General features: G+C 59.7%; 19 protein-coding genes. 5 read left to right on the forward strand and 14 right to left on the reverse strand.

Annotated features, from left to right (window positions below; all coding sequences use genetic code 11):
• Positions 1 to 20: 20 nt before the first annotated feature.
• The 3 genes from VQ071_RS18570 to VQ071_RS18580 form a co-directional block, all read right to left on the reverse strand.
• A complete protein-coding gene (locus VQ071_RS18570) occupies positions 21 to 551 on the reverse strand; it encodes a hypothetical protein (protein WP_340515631.1) in 531 nt (176 codons plus the stop codon).
• 15 nt (positions 552 to 566) lie between these two features.
• Complete coding sequence (locus VQ071_RS18575) at positions 567 to 1,298, reverse strand: ZIP family metal transporter (RefSeq protein WP_340515632.1); 732 nt, start codon at positions 1,296 to 1,298, stop codon at positions 567 to 569.
• A gap of 286 nt (positions 1,299 to 1,584) precedes the next feature.
• The gene (locus VQ071_RS18580; RefSeq protein WP_340515633.1) at positions 1,585 to 2,910 is read right to left on the reverse strand and encodes a hemolysin family protein; all 1,326 of its coding nucleotides are present in this window, start codon (positions 2,908 to 2,910) and stop codon (positions 1,585 to 1,587) included.
• Positions 2,911 to 3,239: 329 nt separating this feature from the next.
• On the opposite strand from VQ071_RS18580, the gene VQ071_RS18585 reads away from it, so the two are divergent.
• Positions 3,240 to 4,667, forward strand: a complete 1,428-nt coding sequence (locus VQ071_RS18585; RefSeq protein ID WP_340515634.1) for a hypothetical protein — start codon at positions 3,240 to 3,242, stop codon at positions 4,665 to 4,667.
• Positions 4,668 to 4,837: 170 nt separating this feature from the next.
• A complete protein-coding gene (locus VQ071_RS18590) occupies positions 4,838 to 6,853 on the forward strand; it encodes a Na+/H+ antiporter (protein ID WP_340515635.1) in 2,016 nt (671 codons plus the stop codon).
• A 15-nt stretch (positions 6,854 to 6,868) separates the two neighbouring features.
• Here the strand turns inward: VQ071_RS18590 and VQ071_RS18595 are convergent, their stop codons facing one another.
• The 6 genes from VQ071_RS18595 to VQ071_RS18620 all read right to left on the reverse strand — a co-directional run bounded on the left by VQ071_RS18595 (position 6,869) and on the right by VQ071_RS18620 (position 11,353).
• Positions 6,869 to 8,110, reverse strand: a complete 1,242-nt coding sequence (locus VQ071_RS18595; protein WP_340515636.1) for a D-alanyl-D-alanine carboxypeptidase family protein — start codon at positions 8,108 to 8,110, stop codon at positions 6,869 to 6,871.
• A gap of 54 nt (positions 8,111 to 8,164) precedes the next feature.
• Positions 8,165 to 8,527, reverse strand: a complete 363-nt coding sequence (locus VQ071_RS18600; protein ID WP_340515637.1) for an ArsR/SmtB family transcription factor — start codon at positions 8,525 to 8,527, stop codon at positions 8,165 to 8,167.
• Between the two features lie 19 nt (positions 8,528 to 8,546).
• Positions 8,547 to 8,714: a hypothetical protein gene (locus VQ071_RS18605; protein WP_340515638.1), complete on the reverse strand. Its 168-nt coding sequence runs from the start codon at positions 8,712 to 8,714 to the stop codon at positions 8,547 to 8,549.
• Between the two features lie 88 nt (positions 8,715 to 8,802).
• Positions 8,803 to 9,453, reverse strand: a complete 651-nt coding sequence (locus tag VQ071_RS18610) for a hypothetical protein (RefSeq protein ID WP_340515639.1) — start codon at positions 9,451 to 9,453, stop codon at positions 8,803 to 8,805.
• Positions 9,454 to 9,518: 65 nt separating this feature from the next.
• A complete protein-coding gene (locus VQ071_RS18615) occupies positions 9,519 to 10,463 on the reverse strand; it encodes a TIGR03943 family putative permease subunit (RefSeq protein WP_340515640.1) in 945 nt (314 codons plus the stop codon).
• Positions 10,460 to 11,353 carry a permease gene (locus VQ071_RS18620; RefSeq protein WP_445293312.1) on the reverse strand — a complete coding sequence of 298 codons (894 nt, stop codon included), beginning with the start codon at positions 11,351 to 11,353 and terminating at the stop codon, positions 10,460 to 10,462. Before VQ071_RS18620 ends, VQ071_RS18615 begins: the two co-directional genes overlap by 4 nt.
• Before the next feature lie 238 nt (positions 11,354 to 11,591).
• On the opposite strand from VQ071_RS18620, the gene VQ071_RS18625 reads away from it, so the two are divergent.
• The gene (locus VQ071_RS18625) at positions 11,592 to 12,533 is read left to right on the forward strand and encodes a DMT family transporter (protein WP_340515641.1); all 942 of its coding nucleotides are present in this window, start codon (positions 11,592 to 11,594) and stop codon (positions 12,531 to 12,533) included.
• Between the two features lie 105 nt (positions 12,534 to 12,638).
• Here VQ071_RS18625 and VQ071_RS18630 read toward each other — a convergent pair whose 3' ends face one another.
• Entirely contained in the window at positions 12,639 to 14,516 is a 1,878-nt protein-coding gene (locus VQ071_RS18630; RefSeq protein ID WP_340515643.1) for a beta-L-arabinofuranosidase domain-containing protein, read from the reverse strand.
• Between the two features lie 194 nt (positions 14,517 to 14,710).
• On the opposite strand from VQ071_RS18630, the gene VQ071_RS18635 reads away from it, so the two are divergent.
• A complete protein-coding gene (locus tag VQ071_RS18635; protein ID WP_340515645.1) occupies positions 14,711 to 15,586 on the forward strand; it encodes a helix-turn-helix domain-containing protein in 876 nt (291 codons plus the stop codon).
• An 8-nt stretch (positions 15,587 to 15,594) separates the two neighbouring features.
• Here the strand turns inward: VQ071_RS18635 and VQ071_RS18640 are convergent, their stop codons facing one another.
• The 4 genes from VQ071_RS18640 to VQ071_RS18655 all read right to left on the reverse strand — a co-directional run bounded on the left by VQ071_RS18640 (position 15,595) and on the right by VQ071_RS18655 (position 22,298).
• On the reverse strand, positions 15,595 to 17,103 hold the full coding sequence (locus VQ071_RS18640) for an MDR family MFS transporter (protein WP_340515646.1): 1,509 nt from the start codon (positions 17,101 to 17,103) through the stop codon (positions 15,595 to 15,597).
• Between the two features lie 53 nt (positions 17,104 to 17,156).
• On the reverse strand, positions 17,157 to 19,571 hold the full coding sequence (gene helD, locus VQ071_RS18645) for an RNA polymerase recycling motor HelD (RefSeq protein WP_340515647.1): 2,415 nt from the start codon (positions 19,569 to 19,571) through the stop codon (positions 17,157 to 17,159).
• 231 nt (positions 19,572 to 19,802) lie between these two features.
• Entirely contained in the window at positions 19,803 to 21,377 is a 1,575-nt protein-coding gene (locus VQ071_RS18650) for a sensor domain-containing diguanylate cyclase (RefSeq protein ID WP_340515649.1), read from the reverse strand.
• Positions 21,378 to 21,479: 102 nt separating this feature from the next.
• A complete protein-coding gene (locus VQ071_RS18655; RefSeq protein WP_340515650.1) occupies positions 21,480 to 22,298 on the reverse strand; it encodes a helix-turn-helix domain-containing protein in 819 nt (272 codons plus the stop codon).
• Positions 22,299 to 22,427: 129 nt separating this feature from the next.
• Here VQ071_RS18655 and VQ071_RS18660 point away from each other — a divergent pair, with 129 nt between their 5' ends.
• Complete coding sequence (locus tag VQ071_RS18660) at positions 22,428 to 23,231, forward strand: phytanoyl-CoA dioxygenase family protein (RefSeq protein ID WP_340515651.1); 804 nt, start codon at positions 22,428 to 22,430, stop codon at positions 23,229 to 23,231.
• Positions 23,232 to 23,291 lie beyond the last annotated feature (60 nt).

Here is a 23,291-nt window from a genome sequence, read left to right on the forward strand (position 1 = left end):
GACGTGCGATACGCAGGCAGCTATACGCCCATCATGCGCTTGTAGTCGTCCCCGAGCTCTCCGGCTGCACAGAACGAGACATGGACTGCGCGCTCCGCTCCCGTATTCACGATATCCAGACCGCCTCTGTCCGTCCGGATGCAGCAGCCGGCCAGCGCCTCCTCCGCGCCTCGCCGCACCAGCAGATCGATGCCGAGCATGAAGCTGCCAATATGAGGGACGAGCTCGCGCCGGTCCGTCCGCCACTCATACCGTTCGCGTATGCTCGAAGCCTCCCCGGCTCGCATACCGGCCGCACGGCTCAGATCGATCGCGTCGATCGAGAGCGCCAAGCGCGAGTTTTCGCCGAATCCGATCTCTAGCTGCGAAGTATCGAGCTCCAGCACGACCGGCGCGCAGCCGCACCAGCGCTCCGCTCCGATATCCCAGGCGCAATAGGCGTTGCATATCCGCATGCCGAGCAGCGGCTCGAGCGCGTCCGCCTCGGCCGCAATCAGCGCGTCGCACGAAGCGTAGCCGCGAGGCGCATAACCGGGCCAGGTGAAGCCCATGCCGATCCCTCCATCCTATCCGAACCAGTGCGCAATATAGATCATGACGAGCAGTCCGCCAATGAATGAAAAGGTTGACGGCCGCTCGTAGCCGTGCCCGTGACTCTCTGGAATAAGCTCCTTGTAAGCGATGAACAGCATCGCGCCCGCCGCGAAGGCAAGACCGATCCCGATCAGGGACTGCACATAGCTTGCCGTGAAGTAACCGACGACGGCCGAGACGACCTCCATCAGACCCGTCAGCGCGACGAGACCGAGCAGCTTCAGCTTGCCAACCCTGGACCGCAGCAGGAATACCGCCAGCACCAGACCCTCCGGCATGTTCTGTGCGCCGATCGCCACCGCCACCATCGTACCCAGTCCCTCGCTAGCGCTCGCATAGCTGAAGCCCGTGCTCAGTCCTTCAGGTATATTATGAATAAATAGCGCCACCAATACGAGCAGCGTCTTGCTGTCGAACCCGCTGATGCGCGATCCGCTCTCCACGTCCACATGCGGGATATTTTTCTCGATCAAATCAAGTGTGACGATGCCGATGAGCAGCCCGAGCGTCATCAGCACGATGCTCGATTCGTTCAGCGATTGCGGGATCAGCCCGAACATCGAAGCCGATACCATGATGCCGGCCGTGAACGCCACGAGCACATCCTTCCACATCTCCGACAGCTTCTTGATGAACAGAATCGGCACGGCGCCGAGCACCGTGGCCATCGCGGATATGAAGCTGCCGATCAGCGCGGTTTCCAACAGAGCAACCCCTTTCTTTTCGGTAAGGCATGTTCTGGGCACGATTTGCTTCTATCATATGTATGAATCGCGCGGAAATTGAATAAGCATATTTATTTTAAAGCTCGCACGCTTATCTATTCAACAAGGATCGGCGAACGGCCGCTCAACATATTGCAAGTCATGCCGCATATGCATGGTTTTCCGAGAAAAACATGAGAAAATCAAAAAAAGAGCCGCGTCCCTTCCGGAAGCGGCCCTTCTTATAAAAACTTAATTATAGCTTCCGAAGCTCATCCGAAGTCCATTAACCCTCCACCAACGTCAACCGCGCCTGCCCCTCCTGCCGGCGCGCGATCTCCAGCTTGCGGATGCGGTTGCGGTCCTTGTCGCGGATGATGAACGCGAGGTTCTCGTCCTCATAAATCCATGGTACGTTCTTCGGCAGGTCGGGCTGCATCGCGAACAGCCAGCCGCCGATCGTGTTGACCTCGTCGCTCGGCAGCTCGACCTCGAACAGGCGGTTGACCTCGTCGACGAGCGTCTTGCCGTCCACGACGTACTTGTCCGCGCCGATCTCCTCGATCGGCTGGATCTCGTCGCCGTCGAATTCGTCGCGAATCTCGCCGACAATCTCCTCGAGGATGTCCTCGATCGTGACGAGACCGGCAGTGCCGCCGTATTCGTCGTGCAGCAGAGCGATATGCTTGCGCTCCTTCTGCATGCGGATGAGCAGATCCTTGACGGGTATCGCGTCCGGCACGGACAGCACAGGCTGCAGCAGCGCGCCGAAGTCGAAGTCCGGGTTGTTGTCGTAGCTCAAGAAAAATTGCTTCGTATTCACAAAGCCGATAATGTCGTCCTTGCTCTCGCCGGCGACCATGAAGCGCGTATATTGCTCCTGCTTGATCGTCGCCAGATTATCGGCGAGCGACTTGCTACGATGCAGACATACCATATCGGTTCGCGGGATCATGATGTCCCTGGCGAGCAGGCGATCGAACTGGAAGATGCGGTTCACGTAGCCGTACTCGTCCTCGTTGATCTTGCCGCTCTCATAGCTCTCCGACAGGATGAGACGGATCTCTTCCTCGGAGTGGGCTTCCTCGTGCTCGCTCGCAGGCTTCATGCCGAACAGGCGGATGAGTGCGTTGGCCGAACCGTTAAGCGCCCAGATGAACGGATACATGACCTTGTGGAACCATACGATAATCGGCGCGACGAACAGCGAGATGGCCTCTGCCTTCTGAATGGCCAGCGTCTTGGGCGCGAGCTCGCCGAGCACGACATGCAAGTACGTGATGAGCGAGAAAGCGATGATGAACGACAGCACATGGGCCACGCTGTCTCCGATATGAAGCGAATGGAATGCCGGCCCAAGCAGCGCTTCGACCGTCGGCTCGCCCAGCCAGCCAAGGCCCAGCGCCGTGATCGTGATGCCGAGCTGACACGCCGACAGGTAGCCGTCCAGATTGGCGATGACGCGCTGCACGGCGACGGCGTTTTTCCTTTTCTCCATAACGAGTTGGTCTACGCGGCTGGAACGTATGCGTATAATGGCAAATTCGGTAGCGACGAAGAAGGCTGTCAGCAGAATGAGCAACGCAACCCACACCAGATTAAGTCCTAGCATGCGCGATCACCCCCATTGACGATTAAATCGCGGATGATGGCGGCATGTCCATGTCCTCTAAATCTCGGCTGCAAGCTGCGTAAATCAGATTCTGTATCCACGTACGATAGTCTCCTCCTGCTCCCCATAAAATTGTCTTGAATTAATCTTCCTCGGTAATACGCATGCGAAGCGATTATAGATTCAAAAAAATTGTTTTTAACCTATACCCGTCTGCGCAAAACTTCAAACAGTTCATTCGTCGGAGATTGACAAGGCAGATGCGGCTTGCTAAGATTCCAATACATATTATACCTACATATTTAATATGAATAATAAGGAGAATTGCCATGAAACTGAATTCGGCCCGTCCAAAACATGTTCGCCACCTGCTGCTGCTCGCGCTCGCCCTGTCGGCCGCCGCCGGCACCTCGCACGCCTTTGCCGCCCCGGCAACCACCGCCGCCTCGGTCACTCCTGCTGCGTCCGCCGCTATAGTCGGATCGGCAGACGCGGGCCATGCGCCGCGCGAAGTATCTGCTGCAGAATACGCAATCTTCCTCAAGGAAAAGTATGCAATCGACCTCCCTGCGGCCGTGAGCAAAGGCGCCTACCTGGCTGCCGTCGCCGATGCGCTGTCCGCGCGCCCGGACGATCAGCCGCATGCCTTTGCCGATATGAAGCCCGGCGATGCCTACTACGCGGACGCGGCGGCGCTCCAGGCGCTCGGCGTCATCACAAGCAGCACGGTCGGCGCGGACAAGCTGCTGTCCGCGGTCGGCGCCGTCCAGCTCGCGGTCAAGGCTGCCGGCCTGCAGGAGCTCGCCTATACGTATCCGGCCGCCAAGACCGAAGCCGCCCTCGCCAAGGTCAAGCTGAAGCCGGCCGGCCTCGGCACAGCGGGCGCCGCGCAGGAGCTGGCCGCCGCCATCGACACCGGCCTGCTCCCGCCGTCCTATTACGGCGAGATCAAGCTGGGCGGCAAGGCGTCGCGTGAGCTGGCGTTGACACTCATCGGCCAGACGCTGTCCGTCCGCGGACAGTACAAGCATTACGTCGGCTATACGTCCGACGCGGATATTTACGCCAAGGTCCAGGACGCTTTCGCGCAGTCGGACATCATCCAGTCGCCAGAGCTTCAGGCTGTCGTCGATAAGGCGCTCGAGCGCGACATCGTCACTGGCTACAATCTGAAGGACAGCCGCTTCGAGGCCAACTTCGTCGACGCGCTCTCGCTCGTATACGGCCACTCCGATCTGAGACACGGGCTCCAGCTGATCGGTCTGCTGCGCAGCGAAGGCATCGACGCCAAGGTTCAGTTCGAGCCCAAGACATCCGCCTTCATCTATCTGAAGGAATGGGGCGAGCCGGGCGTCTCCGATCTCTATACGGTCAAGCAGATCGCGAACGGCAATTATATCGAATATGCCAAGGAATACGATCTGGCGTTCGAGTTCGCGAGCGTCGGCGACAAGGCGCGCTTCGACGGCATCGTCCAAGCCTATGCCAAGAAAAACGAAGAAAATCAAACCGGCCTGCTGTACGGCTCTTGGTGGCAGCCGCTCTACTACTCCCAGACGGAGCTGCCGGGATACAAGATCATCGCGAACAACAAGATCGCGCGCGGCCATTATTATGCGCAGTCGTTCTCGCTCTCAAGCGAATCCGCCAAAGTCGCGCAGGGCTTCCGCGAGATCGATCCGAGCGTCGTCGTCGACAGCTACGAGTTTTGGACGGACGTGCCGTTCTACAACTACCTGAACGGAGAATCCAAGTAGAGCGATTATCAAAGTCAGTCCAGGTCTGATCGCTATCCCGCGAAATCCCGCGAAGCCGCCGAGAGGCGGCTTTTCGTCATGATTGCACCACATTGATCCGAACACGAAATTACGGGTAGTATATGTTAGAACAGTCTATGCGGCAACAGGCGCCACGGAGGTATAACGCTATGGAAGTTTTTGAAATCATTTTATTTTTGCTCGCCATCATCGCGTTGTCCAACGTGCTGAATCGGCTCCTGCCCGTCGTACCGCTTCCGCTCGTACAGATCGCCTTGGGGATGGCCGTAGCGGGATTGCCCCTCGGTCATCACTTGACGCTGAACCCCGAGCTTTTTTTCGTGCTTTTCATCGCGCCGCTGCTGTTCAACGACGGACAGCGTACCCCCCGCGACGAGCTGTGGGAGCTGCGGGGGCCGATCCTGCTCATGGCGCTCGGTCTCGTATTCGCTACTACGGTTGGTGTCGGCTACATCATTCATGCGATGATCCCGAGCATTCCGCTGCCTGCCGCATTCGGCTTGGCGGCCATCCTGTCTCCGACCGACGCCGTCGCCGTCACCTCGATGGCAGGCAGAGCCGCGCTGCCAAAGCGGATCATGCGGCTGCTGGAGGGGGAGGCGCTGATGAACGACGCCTCCGGCCTTGTCGCATTCAAGTTCGCGATCGCGGCTGCCGTTACCGGATCTTTCTCTCTCGTGCATGCGACGGGCAGCTTCATCCTCATCTCGATCGGCGGCCTGCTGTGCGGCGCCTTGGTCGCTGCGCTCCTCATCCGTCTGCGCCTGCTGCTTAGACGCTGGGGCATGGAGGACGTCACCGTACATATGCTCATCCTGATCCTGACGCCATTCGTTATTTTTCTCGTCGCGGAGGAGCTGGGCCTGTCGGGCATTCTCGCCGTCGTCGCCGGCGGCGTCGTTCATGCCATCGAGAAGGATCGCATGGAATCGCGAATGGTGAAGCTGCAGATCGTATCCGCAAGCACATGGTCCGTCATTTTATACGTGCTTAACGGGCTGGTCTTTCTGCTGCTTGGCCTGCAGGTGCCCGAAGTCGTCAATGTCATTTTCTTCGAAAATCCGATCAACAACGGTATCGTCATCGGCTATATCGCCGTCATTTTCTTGTCGCTGATCGCCCTCCGCTTTCTGTGGGTGTATCTGTTCTGGGAAAACCGCTTCTCGCGCAACAACGGCCGTTCGATGAAGGAGGGCCTTGGCGCATCGGCGCTGACCTCGCTGTCCGGCGTACGGGGCGCCGTGACGCTGGCGGGCGCATTCTCGATCCCGCTCGTACTGAACAATGGCGATCCGTTCCCGCAGCGTGACCTGATCTTGTTCCTCGCCGCCGGCGTCATTCTGATCAGTCTCATCGTAGCCAGCGTCGCCCTCCCCATCCTCACCCGCAATCAGGCGCAGATGCCGTCGGACGAAGAAGAGAAGCTCAACGCAGCCCGGATCGCGACGATCAAGGCGGCGCTGCGATTCATCAGCGAGTCGATCACCGAGGATAACCGCAACGCCTCGCATGCGGTCATCGCGCAGTACGAGGCCAGAATGAGACGGCTGTCGCTTCATGAGGAGGAGGAGACCGGAGGCATCGAGCTGGCGCTCGAGGAGACCCGGGCGAGGCTGGTCGGCCTGGCGGCGGAACGCAAAGAAATCGCCAGCCTGTTCGCGGCCGGCGAGATTCCGGATTATGTGGCGAATCGGTTCAACGATTCGTTCTCCGCGCTCGAAGAAGCGCTGTCGCGGCGGTCGAAGATGCGCGCGCTGCTGTTGACCAGAGGGCTGCGCCAGCTCAGCGCACTCATCTTCAAGCCCAGGGAGCAGGAGCCCCGCCTGGACAAGAGCATCATCCGCAAGACGAAGCTCAAGACATCCCAGGCCGCCATCGCCGCGATCCGCGCCCAGATCGTCAAGGAAAATCGCAAGGCCTCGCTCAACGTCATCGCGCAATATCGCGAGTTCATCCGGGCCATCTCCCGCAAGGACGCCGATCCCGAGGACGATCTGCTCCAGCGCAAGCAGCGCCAGGAGATCCAGCTGCGGGCGTACCAGATCGAACGCGACGAGATCCAGGCGCTCTACGAGCGCGGAGAGATCCGGCGCGATATGGCCAACACGCTGCGCAAAACGATCAGCTACGCAGAGGCGACCATCCTGGAGACGGAGCTGGCTTAGCCGCAGCAGATCTCCTCAGCCGTCGCAGCGCTCGGAAGCGCGGTTTTTGTCGCGTCTGCGCCTCAGCCGCACGACGGCAAAAACAGCCGCAGGCGCCAGCAGCGCCAGGCAAGCCCAGGCGGCAATCCGGCTGCCCGAGGAATTCGCGGGCTGCCCGCCGGCCGCCGCCTTTTCGTTGTCCGAGCCGGATTTCGTGAAGGACGATATGGCGACTTCCTTCTTGACGGCTGAGAGCCGGCCCGCCTCGTAGCGCAGACCTGCGCTCGAGAGCGTCACCGCGCCGTCTCCGGCGATCTCAACCTGCGGCTGCTCCCCCTTCGAATAGACGCCCCAGATCGGCGCCGACGCGACCCAGCCGCTCGCCGCCCCCATCTCGTCCGCCGGCCGCTCATATTGCTCGCCGTCCGCGAACAGAAGCTTGACGGCGAAGTTCGCGAAGCCGTAATCGAGCATCGCCTTCATGTCCGCATAGGCTTTTTCCTTGGAGCCGGCCTTCAGCACGACGCCGATCAGCGACATGCCGTCGCGCTCGGCCGATCCCACCAGCGTATTGCCCGCCGCGATCGTATATCCGTTTTTAATGCCCGTCGCGCCCGGATAGTCGGTCAGCAGCCGATTGTGATTTTGCAGCGTGGACGTCCACTCGAGCCCCGCCCACGGCATCGTGCGCGTCGCTACGATGCGGCGGAACGTATCGTTGTTCATCGCGTACCGCGCCAGCTTCGCCATGTCGTAGGCGGTCGTGTAGTGATCCGGGTCCGGCAGGCCGGATGGATTGACGAAGTGCGTATCGTCAGCGCCGATATCCCCGCTCATAAATTCATTCATCCGCTCCGCGAACTTTTCCTTTGTCCCGTCGATATGCTCTGCGATCGCGGTCGCCGCGTCGTTGCCGGAGTTGAGCATCATGCCGTACAGCAGCTTCTCCATCGTCACCTGCTCGCCCTCGGCCAGATAGACGCGCGTGCCCTCCTCGCCCCTGGCCGTCTTGGACACCGTGACGATGTCGTCAGGCGACGCGTGCTCGATCGCGAGGATCGCAGTGGCGATCTTCGTGATGCTGGCCGGATAGAGGCGCTCGTCGCCGTTCTTGACGAAGATCGCTTCGCCCGTGCGCTGCTCGATGAGGATCGCCGCTTCGCTCTCCACTGCAGGCGGCTGCACGCTCTCGGCCGATGCCCATCCGGATCCTACGGTCATACCGATCACTATCGCGAATACTCGGGCGCCAGCCCGAAGCAGGGCGCGCTGTCCCATGCGTCAGCCTCCGTTTGGCCTCAATGTAACGACGAATCCTCGTCCAGCCGCCGCTTACTTGTGCTTGACATGCGCATGCGTCACCTGGAAGATCTGTTCGATATGATCGTCGTCGAGCGAATAATAGACGGTCTTGCCTGCCTTGCGGCGCTTCACCATCCGCACGTCCCGCAAATAGCGGAGCTGATGCGAGACGGCGGATTGCCCCATCTCGAGCAGCACGGACAGATCGTGAACGCATAGCTCGCCGAGCAGGAGCGCATTGATGATGCGCACCCGCGTCGGATCGCCCAGCGCCTTGAACCAGTCCGCCATCTCGCGAACTTCGCCGGCATCCAGCATCGAGGCGCGCACGGCGCTCAGGTCCGCTTCCGTGCCTTTGCAGCTATCGTCGCACAGCAGCGTCGTTTTATCCATATGCGCTCGCCCCTTCGAATTATTTCCTGCGTCTCTTGTATATCGAGATCACGATCAGTGCGGTAATGACGAGCCCGATGCCAAAAACGATGGTGGCGCCAAGCGAGAATCCGACCGGGGCCGCCTCCTGCGTCTGCTCCTCAATGATCTTCCTTGCGCCCGATGGCCATTCAATCGTGCCGTTCACATGCTTCCTCTCCTCTGGTCCGCGCTTCTACACATGACAAGACGCCCGCTTCGGCAATCGAAGGGGCGCCGTCCGGCATGCCGCCGAATCAATCGAGACCATGCTCCTCGCGGATGCGGTACAGACCCTGAATGAGCAGGTCCGCCGGATCGCGGTTCAGCAAATAATGCGCCATTAAAAAATGAAGCGGCATCGCGCATACGTTGTTGCCCTCTGTAATCGAAGGAAAGCCGGCTTCGACGACCGGACCATGCTCCTCGTGAAGCTCAAGGTCCGCGTGCACCGGCTCCGGCGCGAACTCTTCGCGCACGGAATTCACGCAATGCGGCACGATGATCTTGTCGATGAGCGCCTTCGCCTCCTCCTCGGATTGCGGCGGCATCGGCAGCAGCCTGCTCTCCGGAGACTTCATCAAGTCCACGTAGAACGAGGACAGCCACAGCGACGGGTCTTGCTTCTGCTGGAAGCCGGCGATCATCTCTCTGAGGAAAAATCCGCTGACATATGACTTGCCTTCGGGCGACTTGACCATATACGTGAAAATAGGGCCGTACACCTCGTGATTCATGACCTGTCCTTCGACCTGCTGCTCGCCGAATTCCATCTTAAGCGCCTGCAGGCCGTTCCAATGGACAGCTGCGATCAGCTCCTGGGCTTTCTCGCTGTCCGTCTTGTCCGCGCCATCCGTCTGCGCCCCCGGTTGCTGCTGCTTTTGTTGCGTATCGTTGTCGGTTGTCATCTTCTTCATCTCCTTGCCATGCTACCATGATAGCATCCCGAGCCCCGAAGTGAAAGCGCTCTTCGTCAGAAATTGCGATATACGTAAGGATCGTCCGGCTTGTCGATGCGTTCCCAGCTCTTCACCCTGAGCACGGGAATCATCTGCTTGAATGGCTGGTAGTATTCGCGGGTGAGCTTGCCGCTGACGCGCACCCAGTCGTCGTCCGCGAGCTGTGTGCCGGTCGGCATCTGCACGAGCATCCCGAACACGCCCGAATCCGCGACGCAGTGAATGAAGCCGAAGCGGAACAGAAAGTAGGACGAAGGATTGACCTCCTCCCCCTTGTACGCGAAGCCTTCGATCGATACGGTCTTGTCCATAAAATCGTCCGTATAATTGTAAAGCACTTCCATGCCCTTCAGGTAGTTCGAATCGTTCAGCGCGACGGTCGATTGTCCGGCAAAGTCCGCCATATCCTTCTGTTTGACCTTGTCGTAGTTCTCGGCGCTGTAAAATACGCTCGTATCCGGCTTCAGAAATTGATGGTAGCCTGCGTCCTTGCGGCGCTGGTCCAGCTCGGGGAAGGAGAAGCCCTTCGCCTTCACAAAGCTCGAATCGAGCGTCGCCACAGGCAGGAAGATCCCCGTAAAAATCGGAACGGCCAGCACGAGATAGGTAAGGCCGCGCCGCCATCTGGAGCCTCCGCCGTGATGGTGGCCGAAATGATCGTGGCCTTGAGTGTGGTCATGGTCGTGAGCGTGATCATGAGCGTGAGCGTGGTCGTGATTGTGATCGGCATGATCGCAGTCGTGTCCGTGTGCGTGCTCCTCTTCCGCCCTTTCCTCCTCGGCCTTCCTTTCCGCGCTGTACACTTTGATGAATTGGTACAGGCTCAGCAGCCCGAGCAGCACGATCGCGCTGACGGACAGATAGGCGTACTTCATATTGATGTATTTGTTCAGATCGCCCGTACGGTGCAGCAGCAGGAACATAAAGGCGAGACCGAACAATATCGCGAATCGTATCATCCGAACAACCTCCCCACAATCAGCGAGCCGACAAGCGTGAATCCGGCCACGAGCGCGATCAGCGTGACGACGAACCGCGTGCGGAAGGCGCCGAGCAGCATGAGCGTGTTTTTGATATCGATCATCGGCCCGAACACCATGAAGGCGGACAGCGAGCCGACCGTGAAGCTGCTGCGGAACGAGGATGCGATGAAGGCGTCCGCCTCCGAACATACCGACATGACGAATGCGAGCACAAGCATGACGAGCGAAGCCTTGAGCGGATCGCTGCCCAGCTCCAGCAGATACGACGTCGGGATGTAGGTCTGCATGGCCGCCGCCAGCAAGGCGCCGATGACGAGGTACTTGCCGACGTCGAAAAATTCGTCAATGCCGTGCGCGATGACCGACGACAGCCGGGCGCCGGCCGACGGCTTCGGCGGCAGCGCCGGGGCGAGGCCCGGCTCGAGCGCGGCGGCGACGGGAGCGGAAGGCGCGTGCGCCTCCGCCCCGGCCTGCCTCAGCTGCGGACCTCTAAAAATAAGCGCGACGGCGAGCGATACGCAGAAGGCGACCGCGATCGCAAGGCCTGCGCGGATGCCGACCATGCGCCAATCGTTGCCGAACGCGATGAACGTGGCGAACAGCACGATCGGATTGACGATCGGACCGGACAGCATGAAGGCGACGCCCGCGTTGAGCGGCATGCCCTTCATGACGAGCCGCCGCGTGATGGGCACGATCCCGCATTCGCAGGAAGGAAACAGCAGCCCGATGCCGCAGCCGAAGCATGTTCGCAGCAGCATATTGCGGGGCATGATCCGGGCGATCCACGCTTCGGTCACGAACGTCTGGATGACGCCGGACACCAGCACGCCGATCAGGACGAACGGTATCGCCTCCATGATCATGCTGATGAAGATTGTGTTCAATTGTAAAAACGAGGTCAAGCGGATCACTTCCAAAATAGAGGATAAACCTACTCTATTTATTATGGATATTATCCGCAAAATAGCAAACGCCAATCAGCGCCGCCGCCTCGCGTCTCCCCCCCGCGAGCTTCCAGTTGCCAAGCGTGCGCGGCACATTTAAAATATTTAATTTACGCGCATATTGCATTGTCTTTATATCGAAAGGAACGTGCCCTGCTTGAATTCGCTCACGCAAAAGCCGCCGGTCGCTCCGGCCATTCCCCTGCTCGTCGGCATGATCGCCATCTCGTTCGCGCCGATTCTCGTCCGTTATTCGGACGCCCCCGTCTCCGTACAGGGCATGTGGCGCATGCTGTTCACGCTCGTCCTCATGCTGCCCTTCGCCGGAGGCGCCAACTTGCGCGCCTTGAAGTCCGTCAGACCGGCCGATTGGCTGCTCTTGCTCGCAGCCGGCTTTTTTCTGGCGCTGCATTTCCTGCTGTGGATGGCGTCGCTCAGCTATACTTCCATCGCCAGCTCTACGCTCATTTTGTCGCTGGAGCCGGTGTTCGTCATGATCGGCGCTTATTTTCTGTTCAAGGACCGCCTCGGCCGCAAGGCGATGATCGGCCTGATCGCAGCGCTGGCGGGGATCGCGATCGTCGGAGCGGGAGACTCCGGCCTGTCCGGAGATGCGATGACCGGCGATCTGCTCTCCTTGCTCGGCACGCTGGCGGTCGCGGTCAACATGCTGCTCGCCAAACGGATTCTGGCGCGCGTCCCCTCTTTTGTATACAGTCTGGTCGTATTCGCGGTGACCGCGTTATGCTTTTATTTATACAATGCAGCCGCAGGCTACCGCATGACGGACTACCCGCAGCGCGAATGGCTCGTCTTCGTACTGCTGGCCGTCGTACCGACCGTGTTCGGGCATCTGATCTTCAACTGGCTGCTGCGCTATATCAAGCCGGCGACGATCTCGATGTCCGTGCTGGCGGAGCCCGTCGGCGCGAGCATCCTCGGCCTGCTCCTGTTCGGCGAAGCGATCGGCGTCTGGCAGCTCGTCGGCGGCGCGTTCGTCATCGCCGGGCTGACGCTCTATATGCGCGCCGAGGCCGACAACTACGACCGTCCGGCCGAGGCTCGCGGGCACGCTGCCGCCGGCCCGAGCGGCAGCTGATGCACCCGCTGCGCCGTTCGGCAAAAAGGAAGGCTCGCCCGAGCCTTCCTTTTTGCCTTCTATATAATGAAGCGATGCGATGCCGCCAAGCGCACCCCGCCTCGCCTAGTCCGCCCGGATGCGGGGGAATTCGCCGATCCGCAGCTTGGCGCCCCCGTACGGGACGAGCACGAGCTCCTCGGCGGCCTGCCCAGCGACGTCCGGGTTCAGCGGCGGCGAGTCGGCGTTGTTGCCGGCCATCCGCCAGTTGCGCACGAGCTTGCCGCGCGTCCGCAGACGAACCGGGGACGCAGCGGCCAGGAACGGCTGCGGCGGAATATCCGCCGTCTCGCAGACGAACCCCGCGTCTTCGATCAGACCGTAGCGCCAGGCGGTCGTCGGGTACAGCTCCCAGTCGGAGAAGCGCTCCCGTCTGATATGCGGCAGCCAATTCTCGCCTACCGGCAGCGCGTACACGAGCGGGCCGCGTTCGACGCTCGCCGCATACAGATGCCGCGACACCGTACGGACCTCCATCAGCAGGCCGAGCATGAGCTCGTCGCCGTCCGACCAATCGCGCTCGACGGTCGCATAGCCGTTGTCGGCCGCCAGCTCCACCGCTGCGCCGTTCACCGTGAGCGACGGCGTCGCGCACCAGCCCGGTATTCGCAGCCGGAGCTTGAAGCGCTCGGACTGCGGCAGCTGCAGCGCGATCCGGACGGACTCGCGGAACGGGTAGCCGCCGCTCACCTCGAGCTTCGCCTCGGTGCCCGCCGAACCGACGACGGCGCGGACGACGCAGGGCACGTAGCTGACCGCCGCCAGCCCGCCCTCGCGGTCGGACATCCAGGCATGCGATACAAGCTTGGGCCAGCCCTGATGCATGTTCGCGGTGCAGCAGCCGAAGTTCGGCTCCAGGCCGAACAGGTTCGCTTCTTCGTTGTTGCTCCAGTCCCGCTTGGCGACGTTGCACATGATCTGGTTCACCTGCTGGTCGTATTGATGGCTCGTCCAGTCGGCCGATATCGCCGCCGGCAGCGCGTTGAAGGCGACCTGCTCCAGGATGTCCCCGAATCGGCCGTCGCCGAACACGCGCGTCAGCTGCTCGAGCGTATACATATATTCGACGACCGCGCACAGCTCGACGCCCTGGGAAGGATGCGTGCCGGACAGCCATTCGTCCCCCGAGAACATCCCGTGCGCCTGCCCGTGGTAGGTCATGAGACTGTCGATGCCCTTTAGTGCAGCCGCCTTCAGACGCTCTCCGTCTCCCGTCAGCTCGCTGAGCAGCGCCGGCGTCTTGATGCCCATCGCCACGTTGACGACATGCGTCCGGTGATCCCAATGCTCGACCTTGCGCCAGAACGGGAAGTCCGCGAGCAGCCCGGTCCAATCCGTCGTCTGCGCTGCGACGATCTCCGACAGCTCCGGCAGGAACGCGTCCCCCGTGCGGGCATAAGTCCAGTGAATCGCCAGCATCAGCTCGGCGCCGCGCGGGACGGCCCAGTCCTTGAGCGGATGCGCCTCGATGCGGCAGCGCACGTAATGCAGGAATCGGCTCATGAACGGCACGACGCGGGCGTCGCCGGTCGCCTCCGCGTACTGCATCAGCACCTTCAGCATGATCATGTAATGCCACCAGTCCTGATTTTTGTCGACATCCTGATTCACCGTCTCGATGCGCGCCGGTCCGAACGATCCGTCCGCCCGCTGGCTGGCCAGCGACCACTCGATCCAGCGCTGCGCCTTGGCGATCAGCCGCTCATCCTGCAGCAAAAAGGCGAGCGGGACGAGTCCGTCCAGATAATACGGCCCCCGCTCCCAGCTCTCTCCGTCGCCTCCGATCCAGCCGTTGTCGGGCCCGACATCCTTCCAATGCTCCTCCAGATGCCCGGTGAGGCCGTCCGCCTGCAGCCGGAGCTGATCGCGAATCCAGCCTTCAGGGACAATATGGCCCAGTTGCAGCGGCTCGAACGCCGCTTCGTGCAATATGCGATTCGTCATCGGTATGCGCTCCTCTATCGCGTGTTTACCGGAACTATAGCATGCCGGGACAGCGCGCCGACAGAGCGAATCGCAATCTCGATTTGTCCGATCTGAACCTTCCGGAAGCTCGCTGCCTTTGTTATAGTAACAAGTGAATGACAATCGTTGTCCGAAAACAAACCGGAATTCGCGGAAGAACGAGAGGTTGACTCATGAACGGCATACGCTTCGTCTCCCCGCCCATGCCGCATTATATCGTCGGCGGCGAGGATACCTATCGGCCGGGCGGCTCGCATCCGGCTAGAACGAATATCGGCGTATTCGACCTGCTCGTCGTCACAAGAGGCTGCCTCTGCATCGCCGAGGAGGAGGAACGGTATGCGGTGTCGCCAGGCCGGTATTTGCTGCTGCGGCCCGATCGCGCGCATCGTTCGTACCAGGCTTGCGATGCGGAGACGCACTTTTACTGGCTCCATCTGCATACCGAAGGCTCGTGGCAGACTTCGGCCGAGCTGGAGGCGGACCCGCAGCGGCCCGCGGACGATCCGTATGTCCGCCTGCATCAATTTGCCTTCGTCCTGCCGCAGTACGGCACGGTCGTTCGGACCGAGGCGCTGCATGACTTGCTGCGGCAGCTGACGCTGTGGGAGGCCGAGCCGTATTCGGCCGCCCGCCTCAAGCAGCAGGCTTCGTTCCAGCAAATGCTGCTGCTGCTGGCCGAGGATACGGCGGATCGCCATCCCGCCCCGCCGAGCTTCGCCGTCGCGGAGCGGGCGGCCGCCTACTTGCAGCAGCGATACCGGGAGACGATCTCCTACGAGGCGATGGCCGAAGCGCTGCACTTTCACCCGAATTACGTGGCGCGCTGCATGAAGCGCGTATACGGCTGCACGCCGCTCGAGTACTTGATCCGGTATCGGCTCGAGCAGGCCAAGCACCGGCTGGCCTATACCGACGAGCCGATCGGAGAGATCGCGGCGGACGCCGGGTTCGGCTCGTTCGCCTACTTCGTGAAGCGGTTCGTCAAGCAGGTCGGCTGCCGGCCTCGCGACTACCGGCTCCGCTACCGCAGCCGCGAACGGCGCTAGACGCGCGCCTAATGCCCCATCGTCAGCACCGGGTCCGGTCGTTCGTCGCCGGCGGCGCCTTCCTGCTGCCGCTTCGGTCTGCGCAGCAGGAGCGTCAGCGCGACGCCCGCGGTCACGATGCACGCGGACAGGAAAAACGTGTCGCCGTAGCCAGCGACGACGGCGGCGAGCGGGGGCGCTCCCGCCTCCGTCTCCGCCGCACCCGCACCGGCGGCATGCGAAGCGATCTGCGACGTCAGATAACCCGTCAGGCCCGCGACCGCGAACGAGACGACGACCTGCTGCGCGGCCGTCGTCAGCGGGGTGACGCGACTCACCAGATGACGCGGCGCCGTGTTCAGCACATGCGTATTGAGCGGCATCATCGAGAAGCCCATGCCGAGGCCGATCGCGCAGATGCACAGGATGATCGTCCATAGCGGCGTATCCACCGTAATGCCGGACAAGACGAACAGGGAGACGGAGATGACGGAGAGGCCGGCAAAAGCGAGCGGACGCGCGCCGATCCGGTCGAACAGGCGCCCGCTGATCGGCATGGCGATGCCCGCGCACAGCGCCTGCGGCATCAGAATCCAGCCGGTCTCAAGCGCGGAATAGCGCATGACGCCCTGCAAGTACAGCGGCACGATCAGCATCGCGCCGAACAGCGCGAGCTGCACGATCCAGGTCAGGACAATGCTGCGCGTGAAGTCGGACGACCTGAACACCTTCAGCTCCAAGAGTGGCTGCTTCTGCCCCAGCTCCACGAAGATGAAGACGATGAGCGCGACGCCGCCGACGGCAAGACCCGTGATCGTCGAAGCGGAGGACCAGCTGGTGCCGCCTTCGCTGACGCCGTAGGCGAGCATGGCGAAGGCGATCGGCGCGAGACACATGCCGACGACGTCCAGATGCGGCGCCGTATGGCGTTCGGTTGTCGGCAAATACTTGTACCCGAGGATCAGGGCGAGGATGCCGATCGGCAGATTGATGATGAAGATCCAGTGCCAGCTGACCGAGTCGACCAGCCAGCCGGAGAGCACCGGACCGAATGCCGGCGCCATCAGCATCGGGATGCCGAGCACGCCCATGATCGACCCGCGCCGCTCCGGAGGCGCGAGCTTGAACACCATCGCCATCCCGATCGGGGCCACCATGCCGCCGCCCAGGCCCTGGATGACGCGATAGATGATCAGCTGCTCCGGCGTCTGCGCGATGCCGCACAGCATGGAGCCGATCGTGAACAAGGCGATCGTGATCAGGAAGATTCGCTTGGCACCGAATTTGTCGGTCATCCAGCCTGCCAGCGGGATAACTGCCGACAGCGCCAGCGTATAGCCGGTGACGGTCCATTGGATCGTCTTCAGATCGGTGCCGAAGTAGCTGACGAGCTTCGGAATTGCGTTGTTGACGACGGTGCTGTCGAGAATGACCATAATCATGCCGACGATGATCGCCAGCAGCGGCGGCAAAATCGCTTTTAGCGAGAACGTCTCGCCGCCTGCGGACGTCTGCTTGGTTCGGGTAGAAGCTGTCATAAGTTCCCGCTTTCCGCTCAGTGAGCAATGTAATATAAGTTATCGATGGTCGGTTATCTGGCCAATTCGTACAAATCCGCAGGTAACGTCTGCAAAAACGGCGACCAGACGCCTGCCGTATACAGATGCAGCCGGTGCATGGCCCGCGTGCACGCCGTATAGAGCAGTTTGCGCTCGGCTTCCCGGCCGTAAGAATCTGGCGAGGCGTCGTAGATGAGCACCGCATCGAATTCGATGCCTTTGGCAAGATAGACGGGAATGACCATCACGCCCTTCTCAAAGGCAGCCGTCTCCTTCGTAATCAGCTGCCCTTCGCCCCCCTTCCCGACCAACGACGCGCAGGCCGCCCTGCTCTCGGCCGCTGTCTTGGTGACGACGGCGATGGATGCGAAGCCTTCCGCCTTCAGCGAGGCGATGTCCGCCAGCATTTGCGCATCGCGCGTCTGCACGCCGTCCGATTCGTTCAGACGGGGCTTGACGCCGAATCGGTCGAACGGCACGATCTCCTCCCCGCCGGGCAGCAGCGCCCGCGTGAACATGACAATCTCGCTCGTCGAGCGATAGCTGCGCAGCAGGCGGACGAGGCGCGTATCGGCAGCGCCGTACAGCGAGATCAGCGGTGAATCCGCCGCATCCAGGCTCGTGGCCTGCATGAAGATCGCTTGCCCGAAGTCCCCGAGCACCGTCATCCGGGCGCGCGGGAACAGCTTTTTCAAATACGCATATTGAAATGCCGAATAGTCCTGGCCTTCGTCGACGAATACATGCCTGACCTCCTTGTTCGTGCGGGCGCCTGAGATCAGTTCTTTGACGAACAAATACGGCGCCGCATCCTCGCAGAGCTGTTCGCTGCGGCCCAGCTTCTCTTTCGTTTGCCTGCAAATTTCGGCCCACAGCGGGGGTACGGCGCTTTCCTTCGTTTTCTCCCGGTACGCGGCATCATCGCCGTCGAACAACTGGCCATAGAGGGCGTCGATGTCGACAAACAAACAATTTCTTACGCCCTTTCTTAACGGCCTGAAGCTCTCCTTCACAATTGTGCGGAGGATCAGCTCCTCCTCCCGCCGGGCGAAGTCAACGTCGCCTTCATCGCCGCGGCGCCGGTTCGTCATATGCTCGCGCGTCTTCGCGTAGAGCTCGGACAGGTCCAGCAGCTCCCGCTCCGTATGCAGCTGCCCGAAAACTTCGGCATACTGGTCATTGTCCAAATAATTTAATTCCTCCTGCACCCAGGGCGCATGCCGTTCCTGCCGTTCGAGCGAAGCCAGCTCCTCCAGCAGCCAATCCTGCAGCAGCGCGACACGCCCGGCTAACGGCAGGGAGCTGTCGAATTCGTACAGCTTGGCGCTCATGCGCTCCGCTTCAATCAACACGCGGTCCCGGTACCGGATGTCTTTAAACCGCATGCCATTTTGACCGAGCCAGGCCCCGTAATTTTGCAGAGCTTTCAAATAAGCTTCGGACGTTTTGTACGCTATTCCTTGCAGGCGCGCTTCATATCCCGGCTCTCTCTGCGCTGTCAGCGTGTACTCGATCTGATCGAACGGATCCTCGGGCCGCAGTGCGGAGCCTAGCCAATAGTCCACATATTCCTGGAACGTCGTCTGCTGCATATTTTCTTCGCCCAGCTCCGGAAGGACGGTGGAGATGTAGCTGCTAAACATCGAGTTAGGCGAGAAAAGCACAATCTGGTCCGCCCTGATCGTCTGGCGATGCTTGTAAAGCAAATAGGCCACCCGCTGCAAAGCTGCGGACGTTTTTCCGCTGCCGGCCGCTCCTTGCACGATGAGCATCCGGCTCGTGTCGTCGCGGATGATGGCGTTCTGCTCCTTTTGAATGGTCGCCACGATGCTCTTCATCTGCGAGTCCGCGTCCTTGCCGAGCACCTCCTGGAGCAATTCGTCTCCGATCGTGTCGCTCGCGTCGAACATATTGCGGATTTGCCCGTCCTGAATCTGAAACTGCCGCTTGAGCGACATCGTCCCCTCGATCCGTCCTCCCGGCGTATCATAGGAGGCCCGGCCCGGCGGATAGTCGTAGTAAAGGCTCGCGATCGGAGAACGCCAATCGTAAATCAGAAAGTTCAGCCCGTCTTCGTCGACGAAGGAAGACACTCCGATATAAATCCGCTCGCCTGCGTTCAAGCCGTCCTCCTCGAAGTCGACGCGCCCGAAATAAGGTGACGGCAGCAGCCGCTTGATGCCGTTCCACTGTCGCACCAGCCGGCTATGTCCGCGCTCTCGCTCGGCCAGCAACGCGGATTGCTGCTGGACCGCATAAAAGCTGTCTTCAAAATCGTCGGTCGTACTCGTGTTGATCGTCAGCTCTTCCCAGAACCGCTTGCGGAGATCAGCGGCTTGATCGCGAAGCCCGGTAACCTCCGGCTCCAGCTTTGCCGCTCTCGCTTGCAGCTTGCTTCTGACCTCGACCAGTCTCTCCTGCTCCTGAAGCCAATCCTTCGCTTCCATCTCTCTTGAACACACTCCTTTTTCCGTCGTTTGGGTTAAAAAGAGTATTGACAAATCAAAGCAGAGGATGTAAGATTAAAGTGGGAATAAAGTGAATATGCTCCTTTCTTTAAAACGTCAATGGCGCTATTGAGTATATCATGGCGTTATTTTGCTTTCAATTATTTTTTTGTGATAAAAAAGAGGGACGCCCCTATGTTGGCGTCCCTCTTTGAATTGCCGCCTGCTCAGCTAACCGCTGTCCCCGTACACCTCGAAGCCGTGGCCGCGCTTCTTCTTGGCCTTGTACATCGCATGATCGGCCGTCCTGAGCAGCGACGAGACATCCTGCCCATGCGCCGGATACAGACTGATGCCCAGGCTCCCCCCGATCGCGATGCGAATGGTGTCGATGTCCAGCTCGTCCTCAACCGCGCGGAGCAAGGCGCGCGCAGCGTCGATCGTACATGCGCGGTCTCCCATGATCAGCGCCACGAACTCATCCCCGCCCAGGCGGAAGACGCAATCGATCTCCCGCAGCGCCTCCTTCATCCGGCGCCCCGACTCAATCAGCACACCATCGCCGACCTCATGGCCCCACGTATCGTTCACCTGCTTGAACCGATCGAGATCGATCAGAATGACGCCGAATACTGCAGAATTTTCATCCTTTGCCCGAATCAGCTCCTCCGTCCGACGCTGGAACGACAGGCGGTTCGGCAGCCCGGTCAATAGATCGTGATGCGCCATATGTCTGATGAGCAGCTCTTCCTGCTTTTTTTGCGTGATGTCTCTTACGACAGCCATGACGATCGTTTCATCGCCGTGACGGATGCTGTCCGTATCTATGAGCACGTTTTTGGTCGCGCCGGTGAACGTGCGGATGGCATACTCGAAGTCGATGACACGATTGTTGCTGAAGCCGGAGCGGAACGTATCCAAAAAGTAGGGCTGTCTCGTTTCCGGGATAAACTGGATATAATTTTGTCCGACCAACGTTCTGGACGAATCCCAGTCCAGCAGCTTGTACGCTTGCGGGTTCGCTTCAAGTATGTTGGCTTTTTCATCGAAGAGCAGAATGGCAGACTGGGAGATCTGGAACAGTTTTTTGTATTTCAATTGCTCGGTAGGCAGAAAATCGTATCGGACCATAAGCAGATGAATATAGATCGTAAAGATCAGCACGGAAAGCTCGCTGATGGAATCCGGTATGAACACGATCGGCCTTAAAGCCTTAATGAGCACGGCGAACAATATAAAAGTCGTCATATAAGCGAAAATGCCGTGGTACAGCAATTTGAAGCGTTTTTGCCGATGGTCGTTCCCGGCTCTTTTGATCCCCAGCCAAGCAATCGTTAACGTTGAGCAGGACATGAGCAGCAGCAAACCGAGCAGTCCGTAAAATGAAAGCGCGGGAATCTCTTGCCGCCAAATGCCGTGCACCTCCGTACGCCTGAACAGCCGCTCCCCGTCGCCGCTTAGCAATAAAGCGGCGTAAATCGCCAACGGAACATAGCAGAGAATGCTGGCCTTATGTACATATTTGTAGGCAACGCCGCTGATGCGAATAAAGAAATGCAGGCTCAGGCTCCCGCACAAAAAGGTAAAAAAATAGCTTCCGTACAACGCGATCGGGATCGTATAGGCGGGCGGCAACTGGGACTTTAAAAACTCCGATACGAAAAGAAGCGCGATGCATCCTGTCAAAATCGCGGCCAGCAAGTAATCAAGCTTGCGTGCATTGCGGCGAAACAGATCGACCGACACGCAGCCCGCATAAAAAGCGGGAATTAAAAAAAGGAAAAAGGGAACCAGAGATTGCGCCATGACGATCGCCTCTTCGCTGACAAATCTTTCATTTGAACCATTCGTAATCATAACGTGACGAAGTTCAAATGGAAAGCGTATTCGCAAAAAAAGCGATGCCGTTCACGTTGACCGTTCCTCCCGGATGCTCCGTGTCCGGTAGGCTCTCGGCCTTACGCCCATATATTTATAAAATTGCTCCGCAAAATGGTTGTAGTTCTGATAGCCCACATCGAGCGCGGCCTCCGTCGCATGCCTCCCCTGATGCTCCATGAGCAGCGCCGCATGCCGGATTCGCATGCGATTGACATGCTCGATAATTGTAAAGCCGGTCTCCTGCTTGAATAAATGCGCCAGCCGCGACGCGGACAGGCCGGCTACTTCGGCCAGCCGCTCCAGGCGGATGTGCTCTCGCATCGAGCGGGATAAATACTGAAGCACATCTTCGATGCGGGCATCCAGCTTTTTTTGCCGGCTCCGCGCCATCAGCAGCACAATCTCCCGCAGTCCGTTCAGGCACAAGTGCTGCCATAGTCCTTGCTGCTCGCGGGAATCCTGCAAAATGGCCGCAAACGCCCGCTCGACCCGCTCCCTCGCAGGACCGTCCGTCACCGATTGAACGAGTACTTCCTCCCGGGGCAAATAATCGATCTCGGGCATTCCCTGAAAGTGAACCCAATAAAAATCCCATCGCTGTCCGGCCACCGTACCGTATTCGTGCGGTACCCCGGCGCGAAGCAGGCCCACCTGTCCCGCCTCGCATATTTTAATCCCTTCAGGCGTGCGGAAGTACCCCTTCCCGGCTATCGTGTATACGATCAGCCAATCCTTCATGCCTGCGGGACGTTTGAAAAAATACGTGTCGTCCTGATCGTAGCGGTCGCCGAAGACCGGGTTAAAAACCGATTCGGAATATGTCTCAGACGGTTTGGGCGTTGCCATACTTCCCTCCTGCCGTTGTCGTGGCGTAGCAAGATTCCGTTAGTATTCAGCAGCAAACTTACTTCCTTCAAGTTACGAAAGGCTGTATCTTTTTGTCAAGGACATTATCCGACGAAAGGAAGAATGACGATGAACGCAGCGCCGCGATATTTGACCGAAGATCAGCTTCGGCAATTCCGAACCGAGGGCTATGTGATCGTAAGCGGACTGTTCGATAAAGAGCAGCTCGAGGAGATCGACCGAACGTTCGAAGCCATCGGCAACACCTTCGTACCGGGCCACTTCGAGCCGAGCGACGATGCGCAGGATCCGCTGAAGCGGTATCCGAGAGTGATGCATCCGCACAGATTCAACGACACCGCCAAAAAGTATATGCTCCACCGGCCGGTGATGGATGTATTGTCCGACCTGTACGGCGAGGAAGCGCTGGCGGCGCAAAGCATGTTCTACTACAAGCCGCCGGGTTCGCGCGGGCAGGCGCTGCACCAGGACAATTTTTATTTGCAGGTAGAGCCGGGCAATTGCATTGCCGCCTGGACCGCAATCGATGCGGCGGACGAAGAAAACGGCGGCCTGCTGGTCGTCCCGAAAACGAGCGATTATGAGCTTGTATGCCCCGAACTGGCCGATTCGAAGGAATCGTTCACGATGCATTACGTGAAGCCGCCAAAAGAGGAAAAGGTCGTGCCTGCGGTCATGAACAGAGGCGACGTGCTCTTCTTCAACGGCAATCTCATTCACGGCTCTTACCGCAACAAAACGAAGGACCGGTTCCGCCGCGCCTTCATCTGCCACTACGCCAACGCTTCAGCAACTAAAATCGCGGAGTTTTATCGCCCCCTGTACCGGCAGGACGGCACGGCCATCGATCTGGAGATTAATTCGGACGGCGGCCCGTGCGGCATCGAGTTCGATACGGCCTATCCTCATTAACAGACCCTTTGCCGTCCGCAAGCCCGAATCGGGTAAACGGGCGGCCTTTTTTTGTTCATA

It is taken from the genome of Cohnella sp. 56 (genome assembly GCF_037963805.1).
GTDB lineage: Bacteria > Bacillota > Bacilli > Paenibacillales > Paenibacillaceae > Cohnella.

Bases quoted from the DNA above. Each gene is read 5' to 3' on its own strand.
- VQ071_RS18570 (WP_340515631.1), bottom strand. From the start codon at position 551: ATGGGCTTCACCTGGCCCGGTTATGCGCCTCGCGGCTACGCTTCGTGC.
- VQ071_RS18580 (WP_340515633.1), bottom strand. From the start codon at position 2,910: ATGCTAGGACTTAATCTGGTGTGGGTTGCGTTGCTCATTCTGCTGACA.
- VQ071_RS18585 (WP_340515634.1), top strand. From the start codon at position 3,240: ATGAAACTGAATTCGGCCCGTCCAAAACATGTTCGCCACCTGCTGCTG.
- VQ071_RS18590 (WP_340515635.1), top strand. From the start codon at position 4,838: ATGGAAGTTTTTGAAATCATTTTATTTTTGCTCGCCATCATCGCGTTG.
- VQ071_RS18595 (WP_340515636.1), bottom strand. From the start codon at position 8,110: ATGGGACAGCGCGCCCTGCTTCGGGCTGGCGCCCGAGTATTCGCGATA.
- VQ071_RS18600 (WP_340515637.1), bottom strand. From the start codon at position 8,527: ATGGATAAAACGACGCTGCTGTGCGACGATAGCTGCAAAGGCACGGAA.
- VQ071_RS18610 (WP_340515639.1), bottom strand. From the start codon at position 9,453: ATGACAACCGACAACGATACGCAACAAAAGCAGCAGCAACCGGGGGCG.
- VQ071_RS18615 (WP_340515640.1), bottom strand. From the start codon at position 10,463: ATGATACGATTCGCGATATTGTTCGGTCTCGCCTTTATGTTCCTGCTG.
- VQ071_RS18620 (WP_445293312.1), bottom strand. From the start codon at position 11,353: ATGATCATGGAGGCGATACCGTTCGTCCTGATCGGCGTGCTGGTGTCC.
- VQ071_RS18630 (WP_340515643.1), bottom strand. From the start codon at position 14,516: ATGACGAATCGCATATTGCACGAAGCGGCGTTCGAGCCGCTGCAACTG.
- VQ071_RS18635 (WP_340515645.1), top strand. From the start codon at position 14,711: ATGAACGGCATACGCTTCGTCTCCCCGCCCATGCCGCATTATATCGTC.
- VQ071_RS18640 (WP_340515646.1), bottom strand. From the start codon at position 17,103: ATGACAGCTTCTACCCGAACCAAGCAGACGTCCGCAGGCGGCGAGACG.
- helD (WP_340515647.1), bottom strand. From the start codon at position 19,571: ATGGAAGCGAAGGATTGGCTTCAGGAGCAGGAGAGACTGGTCGAGGTC.
- VQ071_RS18650 (WP_340515649.1), bottom strand. From the start codon at position 21,377: ATGGCGCAATCTCTGGTTCCCTTTTTCCTTTTTTTAATTCCCGCTTTT.
- VQ071_RS18655 (WP_340515650.1), bottom strand. From the start codon at position 22,298: ATGGCAACGCCCAAACCGTCTGAGACATATTCCGAATCGGTTTTTAAC.
- VQ071_RS18660 (WP_340515651.1), top strand. From the start codon at position 22,428: ATGAACGCAGCGCCGCGATATTTGACCGAAGATCAGCTTCGGCAATTC.